Origin of the sequence: Falsiroseomonas sp. E2-1-a20 (assembly GCF_051433195.1) — a bacterium.
Taxonomy (GTDB): Bacteria; Pseudomonadota; Alphaproteobacteria; order Acetobacterales; family Acetobacteraceae; genus Falsiroseomonas.
This window is the reverse complement of sequence record NZ_JBHMFT010000001.1, coordinates 144418-159635: the sequence shown is the minus strand read 5'-3', so window position 1 is coordinate 159635 and position 15218 is coordinate 144418. Positions and strand designations below refer to the sequence as shown.

The following is a 15218-nucleotide window of genomic DNA, read 5'->3' as shown; positions in this document are numbered from 1 at the left end:
GACGTTGCATGGCAATCCCCTCCGACTCGGCGCCGAAACCCGGCCGCGACCTGCGGGTGGATTTCTTCCGCGGCGTGGCGCTGTGGTTCATCTTCATCACCCATACCCCCGGCAATCTGCTGGTCTATGGCACGCTCCGCAACGTCGCCTTCAGCGATGCGACGGAAACCTTCGTCCTGCTGGCGGGCTACGCTGCCGGAATCGCCTATGGCCGCATGATGCAGCGCGAGGGCTGGGCCGCGGCGGCGGCGCGCATCATCGGCCGGATCGGCACGCTGTACGTCGCGCACATCTTCCTGTTCGTGGTCTTCGCCGCCCAGGTCGGCTATTCCGCCGCCGCGCTGAACCAGGCCGCCTATCTGGACGAGATGCACCTCGACCCGCTGTCGGCCGAGCCGTACCGGGCGCTGCTGGAGGCGCTGCTGCTGCGCTACCAGCCGGCCTTCCTGGATATCCTGCCGCTGTACATCGTGGTGCTCGGCCTGTTCGCGCTGGCGCTGCCGCTGATCGACCGGCCGCTTTGGCTGCTTGGCGTGTCCGTCGCCATGTATGCGGCGACGCGGCTGACCGGGCTCGAACTGCCGTCCTGGACCGGCGGCGGCTGGTTCTTCAATCCGTTTGCCTGGCAGTTGATCTTCGCCATCGGCGTGGTGCTGGGCCGGGCCGACCCGGCGCGCCTGGCGCGGCACTTCCCCTGGCGCCGCAGCCTGGCGGTGCTGGCGGTGGCGTTGCTGGCGGCGGCAGCGGTGTCGCTGAACTGGGTCTGGCACGGGCCGGCGCGCGGGCTGCATCCGCCGGAATGGCTGGCGGCCGCCATCGGCAGCGTGGACAAGACGGCGCTGCACCCGGTGCGGCTGGCGTCGATGATGCTGATGGTCTGGCTGGCCGCGCATCTGGTCGCGCCGGCGGCGCGCTGGCTCGCCAACCCGGTCGCCGCCGGCTTCGTGCTGATGGGCCAGCAGGGGCTGCCGGTGTTCTGTTCCGGCATCTTCCTGTCCTTCATCGGCCGCGTGGTGCTGGAACAGGCGGATGGGCTGCTGCCGCAGGTCATCGTCAATGCGGCCGGGCTGGCGGCGCTGCTGGCCGTGGCGGCGGTCTCGGCCTGGTATGGCGGCGAGCGCAAGCGGACGCCGAAGTCCTTGCCCGCCGCGCCGGCGCCGGCTAGCCCATGACCTCCATGCGCGCCCCGCCCGCCCTGCTCGCCGCCCTGCTGGCCCTGGTGCTGATCCCGGTGGGACCGGCCCGGGCGTCGGAGCCTGCCTGCGGCGCGCCCGCCGAGGCGCTGGAGGCCTCTGCCCCGCTGCCCGGGGTCTTCGCGGCCCTGGCCCACACCGAATTGCGCGTGCTGGTCGTCGGCAGCGCCTCGACCCAGGGCGGCGGCACCTCCGGCCCCGCGGCAACCTGGCCGGAGCGGCTGAAGGTGCGGCTCGGTGCGCGCATCCAGCCCGTGGCGATCGCGGTGCAGGTCTATGGCGGCCGTGGCACCACCGCCGCCGACCATGCCGCGATCATCGCGGAGAAGGCCGCCGAACTGCGGCCGCACCTGGTGATCTGGCAGCTCGGCACGGTGGAAGCCGCACGGGGCCTGCCGGCGGAGGCGCTGTCGGATGCGGTGCAGCAGGCCGTGGCGCGGCTCGGCACCACGCGGGGCGAGCGGACGGACGTGCTGCTGATGGACCCGCAATTCTCGCGCTTCCTGCGCGGCAACGCCGATGTGGACCTGTACCGGGACGCCCTGCGGGTCGCCGCGGCGGCAAGCGGCGCGCAATTGTTCAGCCGCTGGTCCATCATGCGGCATTGGGTCGAGGCCGACATCCTGGACCTGGAGCGCGCGCCGCGGCAGCAGCGCGTGGAGGTGGCTGACCGGTTGCATGACTGCCTGGCGCAGGCGCTGGCGGCCTACATCCTGGATGGCGCGGATCAGGGCCGGCGCTGAACGTCCAGCCGCCTTGTCAGCAGCCGCCCGCGCTTGCGCGGGGCCGTATCAAATTTGATCTGGCTGCCGGTGATGCAGGAAGGTCACAGTGTTTCGTACCGTTTCACGTCAAGGAACCTGGACGCCCCTGCTGCGCTTCGCTTGCATGGAGACACAGTTTCAACCGCAGGCTGCGCCGCGCACACCCGCCGATCCCTCGGACAGGTCCGGCCCCCGGCCGCTGGACCGCCGGCCCGCGCGACCGCTGACCGCCTTCGACCGCTGGCTGCAGGCCGAGCTGTCGCAGGCCTACGAAGACGCGCTGCGCGAGCCGGTGCCGGATGAATTGCTGAAGCTGATCAACGACCCGATCCAGGGCCGCGGCTGACCCCTGCGGTCCTTCTCACTGACCGCTGGCATTTCTCTCGCCCTCGATCGCCGGGCGCGGGCCCCGGCCGCCTGGCCGGGCGGCACCGGCCGCGGCGCCCGTCCGGGTCACCCATTGATGCCGCTGGCATGACCCTTTCGGGTCAGAACAGCCCCTCGATCCGGCCTTCCGCATCCAGCCCGATGGACTCCGCCGCCGGGCGACGTGGCAGGCCGGGCATGGTCATGATCTCCCCGCACACCGCCACCACGAAGCCCGCACCGGCCGAAAGCCGCACGTCGCGCACCGGCAGGACGTGGTCCACCGGCGCGCCGAGCGCGGTGGGGTCGGCACTGAACGAATACTGGGTCTTGGCGACGCAGACCGGCAGGTGGCCGAAGCCCTCCCCCTCCCACCGCGCCAGGCGCTGCAGGGCGGGGGCTGGAATCGCCACGTCCTTCGCACGGTAGACCTCCTTCGCGATGGTCCGTAGCTTGTCGGCGAGCGGCATGGCATCGGGGTAGATCGGCTGAAAGCGGGCGGCGCCGGCCTCGATCCGGGCCAGCACGGCGCGCGCCAGTTCCTCGGCCCCCGCGGCACCGTCGGACCAATGGGTGCAGAGGATCGCCTGGGTGTCCAGCCGCGCCATGGCGGCCTGGATCGCCTTGATCTCGGCCGGCGTGTCGGTGTCGAAGCGGTTCAGCGCCACCACCACGGGCAGGCCGAATTTGTGGATGTTCTCGACGTGGCGCGCGAGGTTGGCGATGCCGCGCTCCACCGCCGCCACATCCTCCCGCCCCAGGTCGGACTTCGCCACGCCGCCATGCATCTTCAGCGCCCGGACGGTCGCGACGATGACGCAGGCGGCCGGGTTCAGCCCGGCGAGCCGGCACTTGATGTCGAGGAACTTCTCCGCGCCCAGGTCGGCGCCGAAGCCCGCTTCCGTCACCACCACATCGGCCAAGCCGAGGCCAAGCCGCGTCGCCACCACGCTGTTGCAGCCATGCGCGATGTTGGCGAAGGGACCGCCATGAACCAAAGCGGGCGAACCCTCGATGGATTGCACCAGGTTCGGCGCCAGCGCATCCCGCAGCAGCGCCGCCATGGCCCCATCCGCCTTGATGTCGCGCGCGGTGACGGCGGTGCCGTCGCGCCGGCGGCCGACGATCATCCGCCCCAGCCGGTCCTGCAGATCCGCCAGGTCGCGCGACAGGCAGAACACGGCCATGACCTCGGAGGCCACGGTGATGTCGAAGCCATCCTCCCGCACCACGCCCTGGCTGGCGCCGCCCATGCCGACCACGCAGTCGCGCAGGTTACGATCGTTCATGTCCATGGCGCGGCGCCAGGACACCCGGCGCGGGTCCAGGTTCAGCTCGTTGCCCCAGTACAGGTGGTTGTCCACCATGGCCGAGAGCAGGTTGTTGGCACTGGTGATGGCGTGGAAGTCGCCGGTGAAGTGGAGGTTGATGTCCTCCATCGGCAGCACCTGCGCATAGCCGCCGCCGGTCGCGCCGCCCTTCACGCCAAAGCAGGGGCCGAGCGAGGGCTCCCGCAGCGCGATCATCGTCTTCGTCCCCAGCGCGTTCAGCGCATCGCCGAGGCCGATGGTGGTGGTGGTCTTGCCTTCGCCGGCCGGGGTCGGGCTGATGCCGGTGACCAGCACGAGCGCGCCGGCGGGCCGCGCCGAGGCCTCCGCCACGAAGCCGTTGCCGATCTTGGCCTTGTACTTGCCGTAGGGCTCCAGCGCGCTGTCCGGGATGCCGGCACGCTCCGCGATCTCCGCGATCGGGCGCAAGGTCGCCGCGCGGGCGATGTCGAGATCGGTGGCCATTTCTTCTCGAATCCCCCGCGTGTCGACGTCCGGCTTATCCGGACCTTAATCCTGCGGCAACCCGCCTTTCATACCAGCGCCCTCAAGAGCCGGGCGCGGCCTCCGGCCGCTGGGCTGCGCGGCACTGGCCCCATCGGCAATTGGGGGCGCCGTTCGGGCGCTCGGCCGGCAGTGCCGGCCGCAGGTCACCCATTGACGCCGCAGGGATCAGTTGAGGCCGATGCCTGCATCGCGGGCCACCTGCTGCCAGCGGGCGGCATCGGCGGCGAACCAGCCCGGCAGTTCGGCCGGCGGCACCGTCAGCGGATCGACGAAGGCGCGCCGCAGCTTCTCCGCCAGCGCCGGGGTCTGGATGCGGGCCACTGCCTCGGCGAGCCGGGCGCGCGGCGCGGCGGGGGTGGCGGCGGGGGCGAAGACGCCGAACCAGACGCTGAGCGCATAGCCCGCCAGCCCCGCCTCCTGCATCGTCGGCACCTCCGGCAGGGAGGAGGCGCGGCGGGCCGTGGTGACGCCGAGCGCGCGGAAGGCGCCGGATTGCACATGCGCGGTGGAGGTCGCGGTGGTGTCGAAGCCGAAATCGACCTCCTTCGAGAGCATCGCCGTGACCAGGGGCGCGGAGCCGCGATAGGGCACATGCGTCGCCTCGATCCCCTGGCTCTTCAGCAGCAGCACCGCCGAGAGGTGGGAGGAGCTGCCATTGCCGACCGAGCCATAGGTCAGCGTGCGCCGCTTCGCCTCCGCCACCAGCGCCGCCACGCTGCGGACATCGAGCCGCGTGGGGATGGCGGAGAGCACGTTCGCCGCCTCCCCCAGCATGCCGAGCGGCACGAAGTCCCGCACGCCATCGACGCCGGAATTGGCGTAGAGGATCGGGTTCACGCCGAACATCGCGACGGTGCCGAGCAGCAGCGTGGTGCCATCCGCCGGCGCGGCCAGCGCCGCCTGCATGCCGACATTGCCACCGGCGCCCGCGCGGTTCTCCACCACCACCGGCTGGCCGAGTTCCTGGCCCAGCGCATCGGCGGAGATGCGGCCGACGATGTCGGTGACGCCGCCGGGCGGATAGGTGACGAACATCCGCAGCGGCCGGCTGGGCGTCCAGGCCGGCTGCGCCAGCACCGCGGGGGCGGCAAGAAGTGTCGCCAGGCCCGCAAGGGCGCCGCGCCGTGTGGTCATTGGATGTGTTTCCCCCGTTCAGCCGGAACAGTCTGGAGCAGCTAATGGTCCACCACCAGCAATTCCTGGAAGCCCTCCGTCAGCCGCTCCCCGCCCGCATCCCGGACCACCACCACATCCTCGGTCCGGGCGGAGAAGCCGGTGTCCTGCAGGATGCTGGGCTCGATGGTGAACATCATGCCCTCCCGCAGCACCGTCGCATCGCCCCTGGTCAGGAAGGGCGGCTCGTGCACGTCCCAGCCGATGCCGTGGCCGAGGCGGTGGCGGAAGCCGGCGCCCAGCCCCGCATCCAGGATCACCTGGCGCGCCACCGCATCCACGCTCTCGCAGGTCGCGCCGACCTTCAGCGCGGCGATGCCGGTGCGCTGCGCCTGCATCACCAGGCCATGCACCCGGACCTGCTCGGCGGAGGGCTCGCCGAAGGACACGGTGCGGCCGTAGTCGTAGCAGAGGCCCTCATGCGAGGCGCCGAAGTCGAACAGCACGGAGACCGGCGGCTCGATCCGCCGCTTCCAGCTTTCCATCCGGCGGCCGAGCATCAGCGGGTTGTTCGGCCCGGTGTTGTACAGCGTGGTGGTGAAGGTCGGGCCGAGGCTGTCCTGGCGCTTCATCTGCCAGTCGAGTTCGGCGATGGCGTCGAGTTCCGTCATGCCGAAGCGCAATTTCGGCAGCAGCGCGGCGAAGGCGGCTTCCGTGCGTCGCCCGGCCTCGCGCATCAGCGCGATCTCCTCCGGCGCCTTGATCAGGCGCTGTTCGCGCAGGATCGCGGTGGCGGAGACGAAGACGGCATCCGGCAGCAGGGCCTGGAGGTGGACCAGGCTGTCGGCCTGCGCGCGTTCGCTGATGGCGATGCGCGGCCTCGCCGGCAGGCGGAAGCCGGCCAGCAGGTCGGACACCAGCTTCGCCGGATCGTCCCAGTCGCCGAGCACGCGCAGTTCCACGCCCTCCGGCGCGCCGCGCCCGCCGAACTCCGCCGTCATGCGCGGCAGGGCCAGCACCGGCGCGTGGCCGGGCGTCACCCAGGCGCCTTCCAGCCAATCGCCGGGATGCATGGTGACCCCGTATTTCGGAATGTCCCGCGCCAGGCCCGCGAGATAGTGCAGGTCCGTCGTGCCGAGCGGGATGAAGGCGAGGTCGGCCCGTCCCTCCAGCTTCTGCCGGAAGGTCGCGATGCGGCTGGTCATCAATCCACCGTGGCGCCGGAGGCGAGGACGAGCGGCCGCCAGGTCTCGACCTCGTTCGCGACGAAGGCCTGCGCCGCGTCGCCGAAGCGGGTGCCCGGGTCGATCGCCAGTTGCTGGTAGCGGGCGATGATGGAGGGCAGTTCCAGCACTTCCTTCAGCACCGCGGCGAAGCGGTCCTGGATCGGGCGCGGCGTCGCGGCGGGCATCGCCATCCCGGCCCAGCCTTCGGCGACCAGCCCGGGGAAGCCGTGCTCGACGAAGGTCGGCATGTCGGGGAACAGCGGCTGGCGCGTCGGGCCGGTGATGCCGATGCCGCGGATGCCGCCGGACCTCATCAGGTTCACGGAACTCGCGATGCCGTCCAGCGTCACCGGCACCACGCCCGCCACCACGTCGTTCACCGCCTGCGCGCCGCCGCGATAGGGGATGTGCTGCAACTCGATGTTGGCCGCCTGGGCGAAGCGCAGCATGAACAGGTGCGGCAGCGAGCCCACGCCGCTGGTGGCATAGGCGATGCCGGGCCGGGCGCGCGCGGCGGCGGCCAGCTCGCCGGGGTTGCGGAACGGCGCGGCGTTGTTCGCCATCAGCGCGTAGTAGCCGGACTGGATCATGCCGACATGCGCGAAGCTGCGCACCGGGTCCCAGGTGATGCGGCCGCGATACAGCGTGCTGCCGACCGAGAACGCGCTGATCGCCGACAGCAGCACCGTGTAGCCATCCGGCGGTGCATCGGCGACGACGCCGGTGCCGAGCGTGGCGCCGGCGCCCGGCCGGTTCTCGATGACGAAGGGCTGGCCGAGCCGCGGCGTCATCTGCTCCGTCAGCAGCCGCGCCAGCACGTCGGTCGACCCGCCCGGCCCGAACGGCACCACCAGCCGGATCGGCCGGCTGGGCCAGGGCGCCTGCGCCAGCGCGGGCGCCGCGAGCAGGGTGGCGCCGGCGCCCATCAGCAGGCGGCGGGTGACCGGGGGGGCGTTCATCTGCATGGGAGGATTCCGGCTGAGCGATACGGAACTGTAATCCTGTGCGCGCGCCGCCGGCAATCAGTCCTGTCAGCGCAGCAATGCGAAGCCCAGCGCCATCAGCAGCACCAGCAGGCCGGTCAGCAGGGCGAGGAGAAGCGCGATCCGGCGACGCATCGGTGCCTCCCTTCAGGCCAGCTCGAAGATTTCGGTCTGGATGTGCGACGCCTTCACGCCCATCCCGTGCAGAGCTGCCTCCGCGGCGGCGGTCATCGGCGTCGGGCCGCACAGGAAGCAGTGCAGGCGGGGGCGCGGGGCCGGCGGCAGGTATTTCTCCAGCAGGTCCCGCGTCACGAAGCCCGTCTCGCCCTGCCAGCCCTCCGGCGGCTCCTCCAGGATATGCACCAGGCGCAGGTCGAGCCGGGTCGCCAGCGCCTCCAGCTCCTCCCGGTAGGCGACCTCCTCCCAGTGCTTGTTGCCGTAGAACAGCCAGACCGGCCGGCGGTCCTCGCGTGCCGTCAGGCTGCGCAGCATGCTCATCATCGGCGTGATGCCGACGCCGCCGACGATGCCGACGATGCCCTCGGCATCCGGCTGGCGGTCGATGGAGAAGACGCCGTAGGGGGCATCGATCCAGGCCGGGTCGCCCGGGCGCACCTCGCCGATCCGTCCGGTGAAGTCGCCCAGTTCCTTGATGCCGAATTCCAGCCGCGGCAGCGCCTCCGGCGCCGAGGCGATGGAGAAGGGATGCTCGCGCAGCCCGAAGGGCGAGGCGCGCAGCGTCAGCCAGGCGAACTGGCCGGGCAGGAAGGGTCGCAGGCCCGGATGCCCGTCCGGTTCGATGGCGATGGTCCAGACATCGTTGCGGCCGGGCCGCACCTCCACCACCCGCCAGGGCTCGCGCTTTTGGTGCAGCGGCTTCACCAGCCGGGTCCAGACCAGCAGCAGCAGCCAGGACAGCGTCGCCAGCAGCCACAGCGCGCGATTCAGCGGCGAGGCGGTAAAATAGCCGATGCCGAGTATATGCGCGACCGCGGCGGCGAAGCCGAGGGTTGCCAGCACCACATGGGTGTAGCGCCACAGCCCGTATTCCAGCCGCAGCAGCCGGCGCCATTCGGAGGTGACGACGGCGAGCCCGAACAGCACCAGCGCCGCGCGCCCCGCCGTCAACTCCCACGACGCTTGCAGCGGATTGATGGTGGGGCCAAGCCGCTCCGCGTACCAAAGCCACAGGATGCCGAAATGCGTGGCGACCAGGGCCAGCGCGATCCAGGCGAGGTAGCGGTGGAACAGGTAGATGATGTCGACGCCGAAGGGCGAGGTCATCGGCCGGATGCGCGCCGTCAGCGCGAACTGCACGCCCATCATCGCCATGCCGGCGAAGCCCAGCGCCATGGAGAAGTTCCACCAGAAGTCCCGCCCCGGCGGCACCTCGCCCAGGAACAGCAGCGCCTGCGGCGTCAGCACGAGCAGCAGGTACAGCGCGATCCATCCCGCCTGGCGCAGCGTCATGCGCGCCGGTCCGCGTTGGGATCCCGCAGCGGACCGACGCGGCCTACCCGGCGTTCCCTGGCGATGGAGTCCTCCGGCCCATGCGGATGCCCGCCGAAGCCGTGCCGCATGGCGATGATGGCGCGTGCATCGTCGCGGTCGCGCGGCGCGTGGCGGGAGGCCAGCAACTGCATCACCGACTGCGCGATGACCGGCACCGGCACCTCCTTGCGGATCGCGTCCATCACCAGCCAGTTCACCTCCCCGGTATCCTCGACGAAGCCGCTCTCGGCACGGTCCAGGCCCGGATCGCCGCCATGCGCCTGGGCCAGCAGGTCGACCAGCCAGGACCGTATGACGGAGCCATGGCGCCAGCATTCCAGCGTCGCCTGGATATCCAGCGGCGCATCATGGTGGCGCAGCAGCGCATAGCCCTCCGCGATTGCCTGCAGCATGCCGAACTCGATGCCGTTGTGGACCAGCTTGACGTGATGCCCGGTGCCCGGCCCGCCGGCATGGACGAAGCCGCCCGGCACGGCGAGCGCACGGCAAATCGCCTCCAGCCGCGCCACCGCCGCTTCCTCCCCGCCCGCCATGAAGCAGGCGCCATCGCGGGCGCCGGACAGGCCGCCGCTGGTGCCGAGGTCGACGAAGCCGAGGCCGCGTTCCGCCAGGCGGGCCTGGCGCCGGATGGAATCGCCCCAGTAGGAATTGCCGCCATCGGCGATGACATCGCCCGGCTCCAGCGCCGCCGCGACCGCCTCCAGCACCGTGTCCACCACCGGCCCGGCCGGCACCCACAGGAGGACCAGGCGCGGCGGGTCCAGCGCGGCGCGGAAGCCGGCCGGGTCCCGCAGCGCGACCATGCCCGCCTCGACCAGGTCCGCCGGCGGGTCGCCGCGGGTCTGGCCCGCCACGCGGAAACCCTTCGCCAGCGCCTGCCGCGCGATGTTGCCGCCCATCTGGCCAAGGCCGACGATGCCGAAGGCGCGGGTGGCCTCGCCGCGCTGGTCCTGCTCCCCGCCCATGCGGCGTCCTCGTCGTGAAATGGCGCGTTCCTGCCTCTCCGAACGCGGCGCGGCTGCAACCGTTCGGCCGGCGGCCAGCACTAGCGCCGGTAGCGGGCTTGTCAGCGCCTGGCAGACTTCCGCGACCCTGCGCCGCGCCGCATGATCCGCGCAAAGGCCCACCCGGAGGACACCCCATGCTGCGCCGAACCCTGCTGAGCACGCTCGCCGCCACGCCGCTGCTGCCGGGGCTCGCCCGCGCCCAGGGCAATGCGGCGCCCTGGCCGAACCGCCCCGTCACCATCCTGGTGCCCTTCGTCGCCGGCGGCCCCTCCGACATCATCGCCCGCACCATCGCCAACCGGATGGCGCAGGCCGTGGGGCAGCCGGTGGTCGCGGAGAACCGGCCCGGCGCGAACGGAGAGGTCGCGGCGCGGCAGGTGATGCGGGCGCCGGCGGATGGGCACATGCTGTTCGTGGGGTCGATCGGCGTCTTCGCCATCAACGCGGCGCTGCGGCCGAACCTCGGCTACGACCCGATCCGCGACCTGGCACCGGTGACGCTGGCCGTGACGACGCCCAACGTGCTGGTGGTGAATGCGGAAAAGGTGCCGGCGCGGACCCTGCCGGAGGTGGTGGCCTGGCTGAAGGCGAATGGCGGGCGCGCCAGCTACTCCACCTCCGGCGTCGGATCCTCGGACCACCTGACGATGGAGCTGTTCAAGCAGCGCACCGGCACCGAGGTGACGCACATCCCCTACCAGGGCGGCGCCGCGGCGGCGACGGACCTGATCGCCGGCAACGTGCAGCTGTCCTTCCAGAACCTCGGCACCGTGGCGACGCATATCCAGGGCGGCCGCCTGCGCGCCATCATGCTGACGAGTGCCACGCGCAGCACAGTGCTGCCGGACGTGCCGACGGCTGCGGAGGCGGGGCTGCCGGATTTCGTCGTCACCTCCTGGCAGGCGCTGATGGCGCCGGCGGGCGTGCCGCAGCCGGTGCTGGCGAAGGTGCACGAGGCCGCGGTGGCGGCGCTGAAACACCCCGAGAGCGTGCAGCGCCTGGGCGCCATCGGCTTCGAGGTGGTGGCGAACTCGCCGGAGGAGTACCGCGCCTTCCAGCAGGCCGAGAGCGCCCGCTGGCGCGAGGTGGTGCGCAGCGCCAACATCCGCGCGGAATAGCAGGCCCGCGCGAAGCGCGGTGGCAGGGTTGCGCCGGACGCGGTCGCAAGACCGCCCCGGCGCCCCATTTGCCGGGGCATGGCAAGTCCCTGCATCGATATCTGCCGCTATGACGAGGCCACCGGCTTCTGCCTCGGCTGCGGCATGCTGAAGCCCGAGAAGAAGCGCTGGAAGAAGGACCGCGACCAGCGCCCGGCGATCCGCGCCGCCCTGCCGGACCGGCTTTCCACGTTGCAGAAGGCGGGGCTGGCGACAGGCAAGGCGGCGAAGCGGAAGAAGGGTTAGGCCGCGGCCCGGCGGCCGACACCCATCTCCGCCAGCACCGCATCCATCTGCGCCAGGGCGAAGCGCAGATCCCCCTCCGCGATCGCGCCGATGCAGCCGATGCGCATGGTGGGCACCTTGGTTGCCGAGAAGTCGCTGAGGATCACGCCGCGCGCCTTCATGCCGCGCTGGAAGCGTTCCAGGTCCCAGTTCGGGTCGCTCGGCTGGTAGACGTTGACGATGATCGGCCCCTGGTGTTCGCGCGCCACATAGGGCGTCAGGCCGAGAGCCAGCACGCCGTCATACAGCACGTCCCGGTTGCGGCTGTAGCGCGCGAGGCGGGCCGGCTGGCCGCCCTCGGCCTCGTAGATTTCCATGGCCTTGCCGAAGGCCCGCAGCGCCTGCACCGCCGGGGTGAAGCGGAAACTGCCCCAGCCGTTCTTCAGGGCGTGGTCGTAGACGTCGACCAGGTCCATCACCCAGGACCCGGCCTGGCCGCGGCAGGCCTCCAGCCGGGCGACCGGCGCCACGGCGAAGCCGAAGCCGGGCAGGCCTTCCAGGCACTTGTTCGAGGTGAACACGACCACGTCGCATTCGGCGTGGTCGGCGAGGCGGAACGGGATGGCGCCGAAGCCGGACACCGCGTCGCAGATCATCCGCCGCCCCGCCGCGCGGATCACCGGCCCGAGCACCGCCGGGTCGTTGATGATGCCGGTACCGGTCTCGCTGACCACCAGGGCGACATGGGTGCAGTCCGGATTTTCCCGCAAGGCCCCGGCGAGAATCTCGGGTGCCATCGGGATGTTGTCCGGCCCGTCCAGCGCCACCACCACCCGCCCGGCCTCCTGCGCCAGCCGCGCCAGGCGTTCGGCGTAGCCGCCGTTGCGCACCACCAGCAGCTTGCCGCCGGCGGGCACGAAGGTGCGGATCGCCGCCTCGATGATCATGTGGCCGCAGCCAGGCAGCGGCAGGGAGACATGCGTGCCCTCCACCCCGCCGGCGATGGCGGTGATGCGCGGCCGCATCGCGGCGTATTCGGCGCGGAAATCCTCGTCCCAGGGGGCGATGTCCTCCGCCATGCAGGCACGGACTTCGGGGCGGGTCTGCACCGGGCCGGGAATGAGCAGCAGCATGGGTGTGTCCGTGAAAAGCGTCGGTCCCGGCTATACCATCAGGGCGTCGCCCAGCAATTCCCGCCGCAGCTTGCGCAGGATGGCATCGGCGAAGTCGACCGGGTCGGCGCAGGTCATGGCGAAGGAGCCGGGGCCGCCGATGACCTCCGCGGCGTAATGCGCCAGCAGGTCCGGCTCCTCGTGCAGCAGGGCCAGGCCGTTCACCGTCAGCCCCGCCGCCACCGCCAGGTCGCGCACCGGCCCGGGCGGGCGCCCCGCATTGTGGCGGCCATCGCCCGAGACATCGAGCACCAGCCGCGTCGCCAGCCCCGGTGCCCGTGCCAGAACGGCGAGCCCCGCCGCCATCCCCTCCCCCAGCGCCGTCGCGCCGGCGGCCGGCAGGCGCGGCGCATCCTCGATGGCGGTGGCGACGGCCTCGGCGGAGGCGGCGTCCGACACCCGCATCCAGCCCACCGCGAGATCCTGGGCGCCGACGCCCGACCACAGCAGCAGGCACACCGCCGCGGCGCCGCGCGGCCCGCCGGTCGCCGCCGCCAGCACGCCGGGGTCGCGGAAGGCGGCCGCCGTGCCGCCGGCCATCAACTGGAATTCAGCGAAGTCGACGCTGGCGGAGACGTCCATCGCCAGGCACAGCGCGATATCCACCGGGTTCATCGGGTCATCCAGGCTGGTCCACGGAACGAATTGCGTCCCGCATCGGACGATGCCAGCATCGTGACGAACCGGGACAGGGCTTCGAACATGATCGGCAGGCGCGGCATTCTCGTGGCAGGCGGCGGCCTGCTGGCGGCACCGGCCCTGGCACAGGCCCCCTGGCCGGCGCGGCCGGTGCGGGTGGTGGTGCCCTTCACGCCGGGCGGTGCGACGGACGGCATGGCCCGCGTCACCGCCGCCAAGCTGCAGGAAAAGCTCGGCCAGCCCTTCGTGGTCGAAAACCGCCCCGGCGCCAATGGCGCGGTCGGCGGCCAGTTCGTCGCGGGCGCCGCGCCGGATGGCTACACCTTCCTGTTCTCCGCCAGCATCCAGACCCTGGCGCGGCTGGTGATGCGCAGCCCCGGCTACGACCCGGTGGCCGACCTGCTGCCGGTGACGCGCGTCGGCGAGGGCCCGCTGCTGCTGGTGATGAACGCCGCCCGGCCGCAGACCACCCTGGCCGAGATCGTGGCCGCCTGCCGCGCCAATCCGCGGGACTGGTCCTTCGCGGTGTCCTCGCTGGGCGCCGCCGGGCATCTCGCCACCATCGAATTCGTGCGCCAGGTCGGCCAGGACCTGGTGCAGGCGCCCTACCGCGGCACCGCCCCGGCGCTGACCGACGTGGTCGCCGGCAATGTGCAGCTGATGTTCGACCCCATCCTGGCCACCCTGCCCCAGGTGCGCGCCAGCCGCGTCAAGGGCATCGCCATCACCGCTCCCGCCCGCAGCAGCGCCGCGCCGGAGATTCCGACGGCGACGGAGGCCGGGATGCCGGGCCTCGACATCCAGTCCTGGTGGGCCTTGTGGGGCCCGCGCGCGGTGCCGCCGGAGATCGTGGCCCGGATCGGGGAGGCGCTGACCACCGGGATGTTCGAGCCGGATGTGCAGGCCCGCGTCGGCAGCCTCGGTATCAGCCCGAAGGCCGAGGTCGGCGCGGATTTCGCCGCCTTCATCCAGCGCGACTTCGCCCGCAGCCAGGATCTGCTGCGCATCGCGAAATTCGAACCTCAATAAGCCCCTGTCACGCGCAGTTCGGCCGGCGCGACGCCCGCGGGTCTGGCGCCGTCCCGGCCCGAAGCCTAGACTCGCGCCCTGGCAGGGGAACGGCAGGAATGGGTGGAACGGCGTTCGTGGGCGGCCCTGGACCGCGGTCCGTGGCAGATAAGCCTGGCATGCCGATCCGTTGATGAAGCCGGCCCTGTCGTGATGGCGCGCAGTTACGCAGCCGCAGCGGTCTCACGGCTTCGTGAAAATGCGACTGTAAGCCCCACCGCGCCCGTGCTACGTCTCCGCCCAAGGCGCAGTGCAAGCGCCGGCGATCAGGAGTGGGCGCGCCATCGACGGGCTTCAGGACGCGCAGCACCCGACTGCGGATCACGACCACCCCATCCCCGTCTCGGAACTCGTCACCGCGATCGCGCGGGACTGGCCGACGGAACGGCTGACGCTCGGCGACCTGATGGAGGCACTGGGCGCGCGCGGCTACGGCGTGCTGATCGTGCTGTTCGCGCTGCCCAACCTGCTGCCGGTCTACATTCCCGGCCTCAGCCCGATCTTCGGCGTGCCGCTGCTGATCATCTGCGCGCAGCTCGCCTATGGCCTGCCGACGCCGAAGCTGCCGGCGCTGCTGACGCGGCGGTCCATGCGCCGCGCCGACCTGCGGATGATCGCGGAAAAGGCGCTGCCCTGGCTGCGCCGGGTCGAACGCTACGTGAAGCCGCGCCCCTCCTGGATCACCACCCGGGCCGGGGAAAGGCTGATCGGCATCTACGGCGTCTGGCTCGCCGCCATCGTCTGCGTGCCGCTGCCCTTCACCAACGGCCCGCCTTCGCTGTCATGCCTCATCATGGCGATCGGGCTGATGGAGGAGGATACCCGCACCATCCTGGCCGGCGCCGTCTTCGGCGTCTTCGGCAGCTTCATCGGCCTGTCCATCATCGGGAGCGTCGGCTGGATGCTGCTGGCCGGCTTTGCCTGGATGTTCGGCCTGTCCTGACCGTGGGCTCACGCG

15 protein-coding genes are annotated in these 15218 nt (G+C 71.6%); 7 read left to right on the top strand and 8 right to left on the bottom strand.

Features of this window, described 5'->3' with window-relative positions:
• Positions 1–8 precede the first annotated feature (8 nt).
• The 3 genes from ACFHPP_RS00765 (at position 9) to ACFHPP_RS00755 (ending at position 2303) form a co-directional block, all read left to right on the top strand.
• Entirely contained in the window at positions 9–1172 is a 1164-nt protein-coding gene (locus ACFHPP_RS00765; RefSeq protein WP_437161355.1) for an OpgC family protein, read from the top strand.
• A complete protein-coding gene (locus ACFHPP_RS00760) occupies positions 1169–1936 on the top strand; it encodes an SGNH/GDSL hydrolase family protein (protein ID WP_437161354.1) in 768 nt (255 codons plus the stop codon). Before ACFHPP_RS00765 ends, ACFHPP_RS00760 begins: the two co-directional genes overlap by 4 nt.
• Positions 1937–2081: 145 nt before the next feature.
• Positions 2082–2303, top strand: coding sequence for a NepR family anti-sigma factor (locus ACFHPP_RS00755; RefSeq protein ID WP_437161353.1), 222 nt, complete (start codon positions 2082–2084; stop codon positions 2301–2303).
• A gap of 142 nt (positions 2304–2445) precedes the next feature.
• On the opposite strand, the gene ACFHPP_RS00750 is transcribed toward ACFHPP_RS00755, so the two are convergent.
• The 6 genes from ACFHPP_RS00750 to ACFHPP_RS00725 form a co-directional block, all read right to left on the bottom strand.
• Positions 2446–4116: a formate--tetrahydrofolate ligase gene (locus ACFHPP_RS00750; RefSeq protein WP_437161352.1), complete on the bottom strand. Its 1671-nt coding sequence runs from the start codon at positions 4114–4116 to the stop codon at positions 2446–2448.
• 207 nt (positions 4117–4323) lie between these two features.
• Positions 4324–5292 carry a Bug family tripartite tricarboxylate transporter substrate binding protein gene (locus tag ACFHPP_RS00745; RefSeq protein ID WP_437161351.1) on the bottom strand — a complete coding sequence of 323 codons (969 nt, stop codon included), beginning with the start codon at positions 5290–5292 and terminating at the stop codon, positions 4324–4326.
• Positions 5293–5333: 41 nt separating this feature from the next.
• Positions 5334–6476 (bottom strand): M24 family metallopeptidase, encoded by a 1143-nt coding sequence (locus ACFHPP_RS00740; protein WP_437161350.1) that lies wholly within the window; start codon positions 6474–6476, stop codon positions 5334–5336.
• Positions 6476–7462: a Bug family tripartite tricarboxylate transporter substrate binding protein gene (locus tag ACFHPP_RS00735; RefSeq protein ID WP_437161349.1), complete on the bottom strand. Its 987-nt coding sequence runs from the start codon at positions 7460–7462 to the stop codon at positions 6476–6478. Before ACFHPP_RS00735 ends, ACFHPP_RS00740 begins: the two co-directional genes overlap by 1 nt.
• A gap of 165 nt (positions 7463–7627) precedes the next feature.
• Entirely contained in the window at positions 7628–8950 is a 1323-nt protein-coding gene (locus ACFHPP_RS00730; RefSeq protein WP_437161348.1) for a ferredoxin reductase family protein, read from the bottom strand.
• A complete protein-coding gene (locus ACFHPP_RS00725) occupies positions 8947–9957 on the bottom strand; it encodes an NADP-dependent phosphogluconate dehydrogenase (RefSeq protein WP_437161347.1) in 1011 nt (336 codons plus the stop codon). Before ACFHPP_RS00725 ends, ACFHPP_RS00730 begins: the two co-directional genes overlap by 4 nt.
• Positions 9958–10133: 176 nt before the next feature.
• Here ACFHPP_RS00725 and ACFHPP_RS00720 point away from each other — a divergent pair, with 176 nt between their 5' ends.
• Complete coding sequence (locus tag ACFHPP_RS00720) at positions 10134–11117, top strand: Bug family tripartite tricarboxylate transporter substrate binding protein (RefSeq protein ID WP_437161346.1); 984 nt, start codon at positions 10134–10136, stop codon at positions 11115–11117.
• A gap of 78 nt (positions 11118–11195) precedes the next feature.
• Positions 11196–11402 carry a DUF1289 domain-containing protein gene (locus tag ACFHPP_RS00715; protein WP_437161345.1) on the top strand — a complete coding sequence of 69 codons (207 nt, stop codon included), beginning with the start codon at positions 11196–11198 and terminating at the stop codon, positions 11400–11402.
• Here the strand turns inward: ACFHPP_RS00715 and ACFHPP_RS00710 are convergent.
• Together ACFHPP_RS00710 and ACFHPP_RS00705 are read right to left on the bottom strand one after the other, a co-directional pair.
• On the bottom strand, positions 11399–12514 hold the full coding sequence (locus tag ACFHPP_RS00710; RefSeq protein ID WP_437161344.1) for a 2-aminoethylphosphonate--pyruvate transaminase: 1116 nt from the start codon (positions 12512–12514) through the stop codon (positions 11399–11401). The genes ACFHPP_RS00715 and ACFHPP_RS00710 overlap by 4 nt on opposite strands.
• Before the next feature lie 30 nt (positions 12515–12544).
• Entirely contained in the window at positions 12545–13168 is a 624-nt protein-coding gene (locus tag ACFHPP_RS00705; protein WP_437161343.1) for a DUF1194 domain-containing protein, read from the bottom strand.
• A gap of 87 nt (positions 13169–13255) precedes the next feature.
• Here ACFHPP_RS00705 and ACFHPP_RS00700 point away from each other — a divergent pair, with 87 nt between their 5' ends.
• Positions 13256–14221, top strand: coding sequence for a Bug family tripartite tricarboxylate transporter substrate binding protein (locus ACFHPP_RS00700; protein ID WP_437161342.1), 966 nt, complete (start codon positions 13256–13258; stop codon positions 14219–14221).
• Between the two features lie 289 nt (positions 14222–14510).
• On the top strand, positions 14511–15203 hold the full coding sequence (locus tag ACFHPP_RS00695; RefSeq protein ID WP_437161341.1) for an exopolysaccharide biosynthesis protein: 693 nt from the start codon (positions 14511–14513) through the stop codon (positions 15201–15203).
• Positions 15204–15218: the final 15 nt, after the last annotated feature.

Bases quoted from the DNA above. Each gene is read 5' to 3' on its own strand.
- ACFHPP_RS00765 (WP_437161355.1), top strand. From the start codon at position 9: ATGGCAATCCCCTCCGACTCGGCGCCGAAACCCGGCCGCGACCTGCGG.
- ACFHPP_RS00760 (WP_437161354.1), top strand. From the start codon at position 1,169: ATGACCTCCATGCGCGCCCCGCCCGCCCTGCTCGCCGCCCTGCTGGCC.
- ACFHPP_RS00755 (WP_437161353.1), top strand. From the start codon at position 2,082: ATGGAGACACAGTTTCAACCGCAGGCTGCGCCGCGCACACCCGCCGAT.
- ACFHPP_RS00750 (WP_437161352.1), bottom strand. From the start codon at position 4,116: ATGGCCACCGATCTCGACATCGCCCGCGCGGCGACCTTGCGCCCGATC.
- ACFHPP_RS00745 (WP_437161351.1), bottom strand. From the start codon at position 5,292: ATGACCACACGGCGCGGCGCCCTTGCGGGCCTGGCGACACTTCTTGCC.
- ACFHPP_RS00740 (WP_437161350.1), bottom strand. From the start codon at position 6,476: ATGACCAGCCGCATCGCGACCTTCCGGCAGAAGCTGGAGGGACGGGCC.
- ACFHPP_RS00735 (WP_437161349.1), bottom strand. From the start codon at position 7,462: ATGCAGATGAACGCCCCCCCGGTCACCCGCCGCCTGCTGATGGGCGCC.
- ACFHPP_RS00730 (WP_437161348.1), bottom strand. From the start codon at position 8,950: ATGACGCTGCGCCAGGCGGGATGGATCGCGCTGTACCTGCTGCTCGTG.
- ACFHPP_RS00725 (WP_437161347.1), bottom strand. From the start codon at position 9,957: ATGGGCGGGGAGCAGGACCAGCGCGGCGAGGCCACCCGCGCCTTCGGC.
- ACFHPP_RS00720 (WP_437161346.1), top strand. From the start codon at position 10,134: ATGCTGCGCCGAACCCTGCTGAGCACGCTCGCCGCCACGCCGCTGCTG.
- ACFHPP_RS00715 (WP_437161345.1), top strand. From the start codon at position 11,196: ATGGCAAGTCCCTGCATCGATATCTGCCGCTATGACGAGGCCACCGGC.
- ACFHPP_RS00710 (WP_437161344.1), bottom strand. From the start codon at position 12,514: ATGCTGCTGCTCATTCCCGGCCCGGTGCAGACCCGCCCCGAAGTCCGT.
- ACFHPP_RS00705 (WP_437161343.1), bottom strand. From the start codon at position 13,168: ATGAACCCGGTGGATATCGCGCTGTGCCTGGCGATGGACGTCTCCGCC.
- ACFHPP_RS00700 (WP_437161342.1), top strand. From the start codon at position 13,256: ATGATCGGCAGGCGCGGCATTCTCGTGGCAGGCGGCGGCCTGCTGGCG.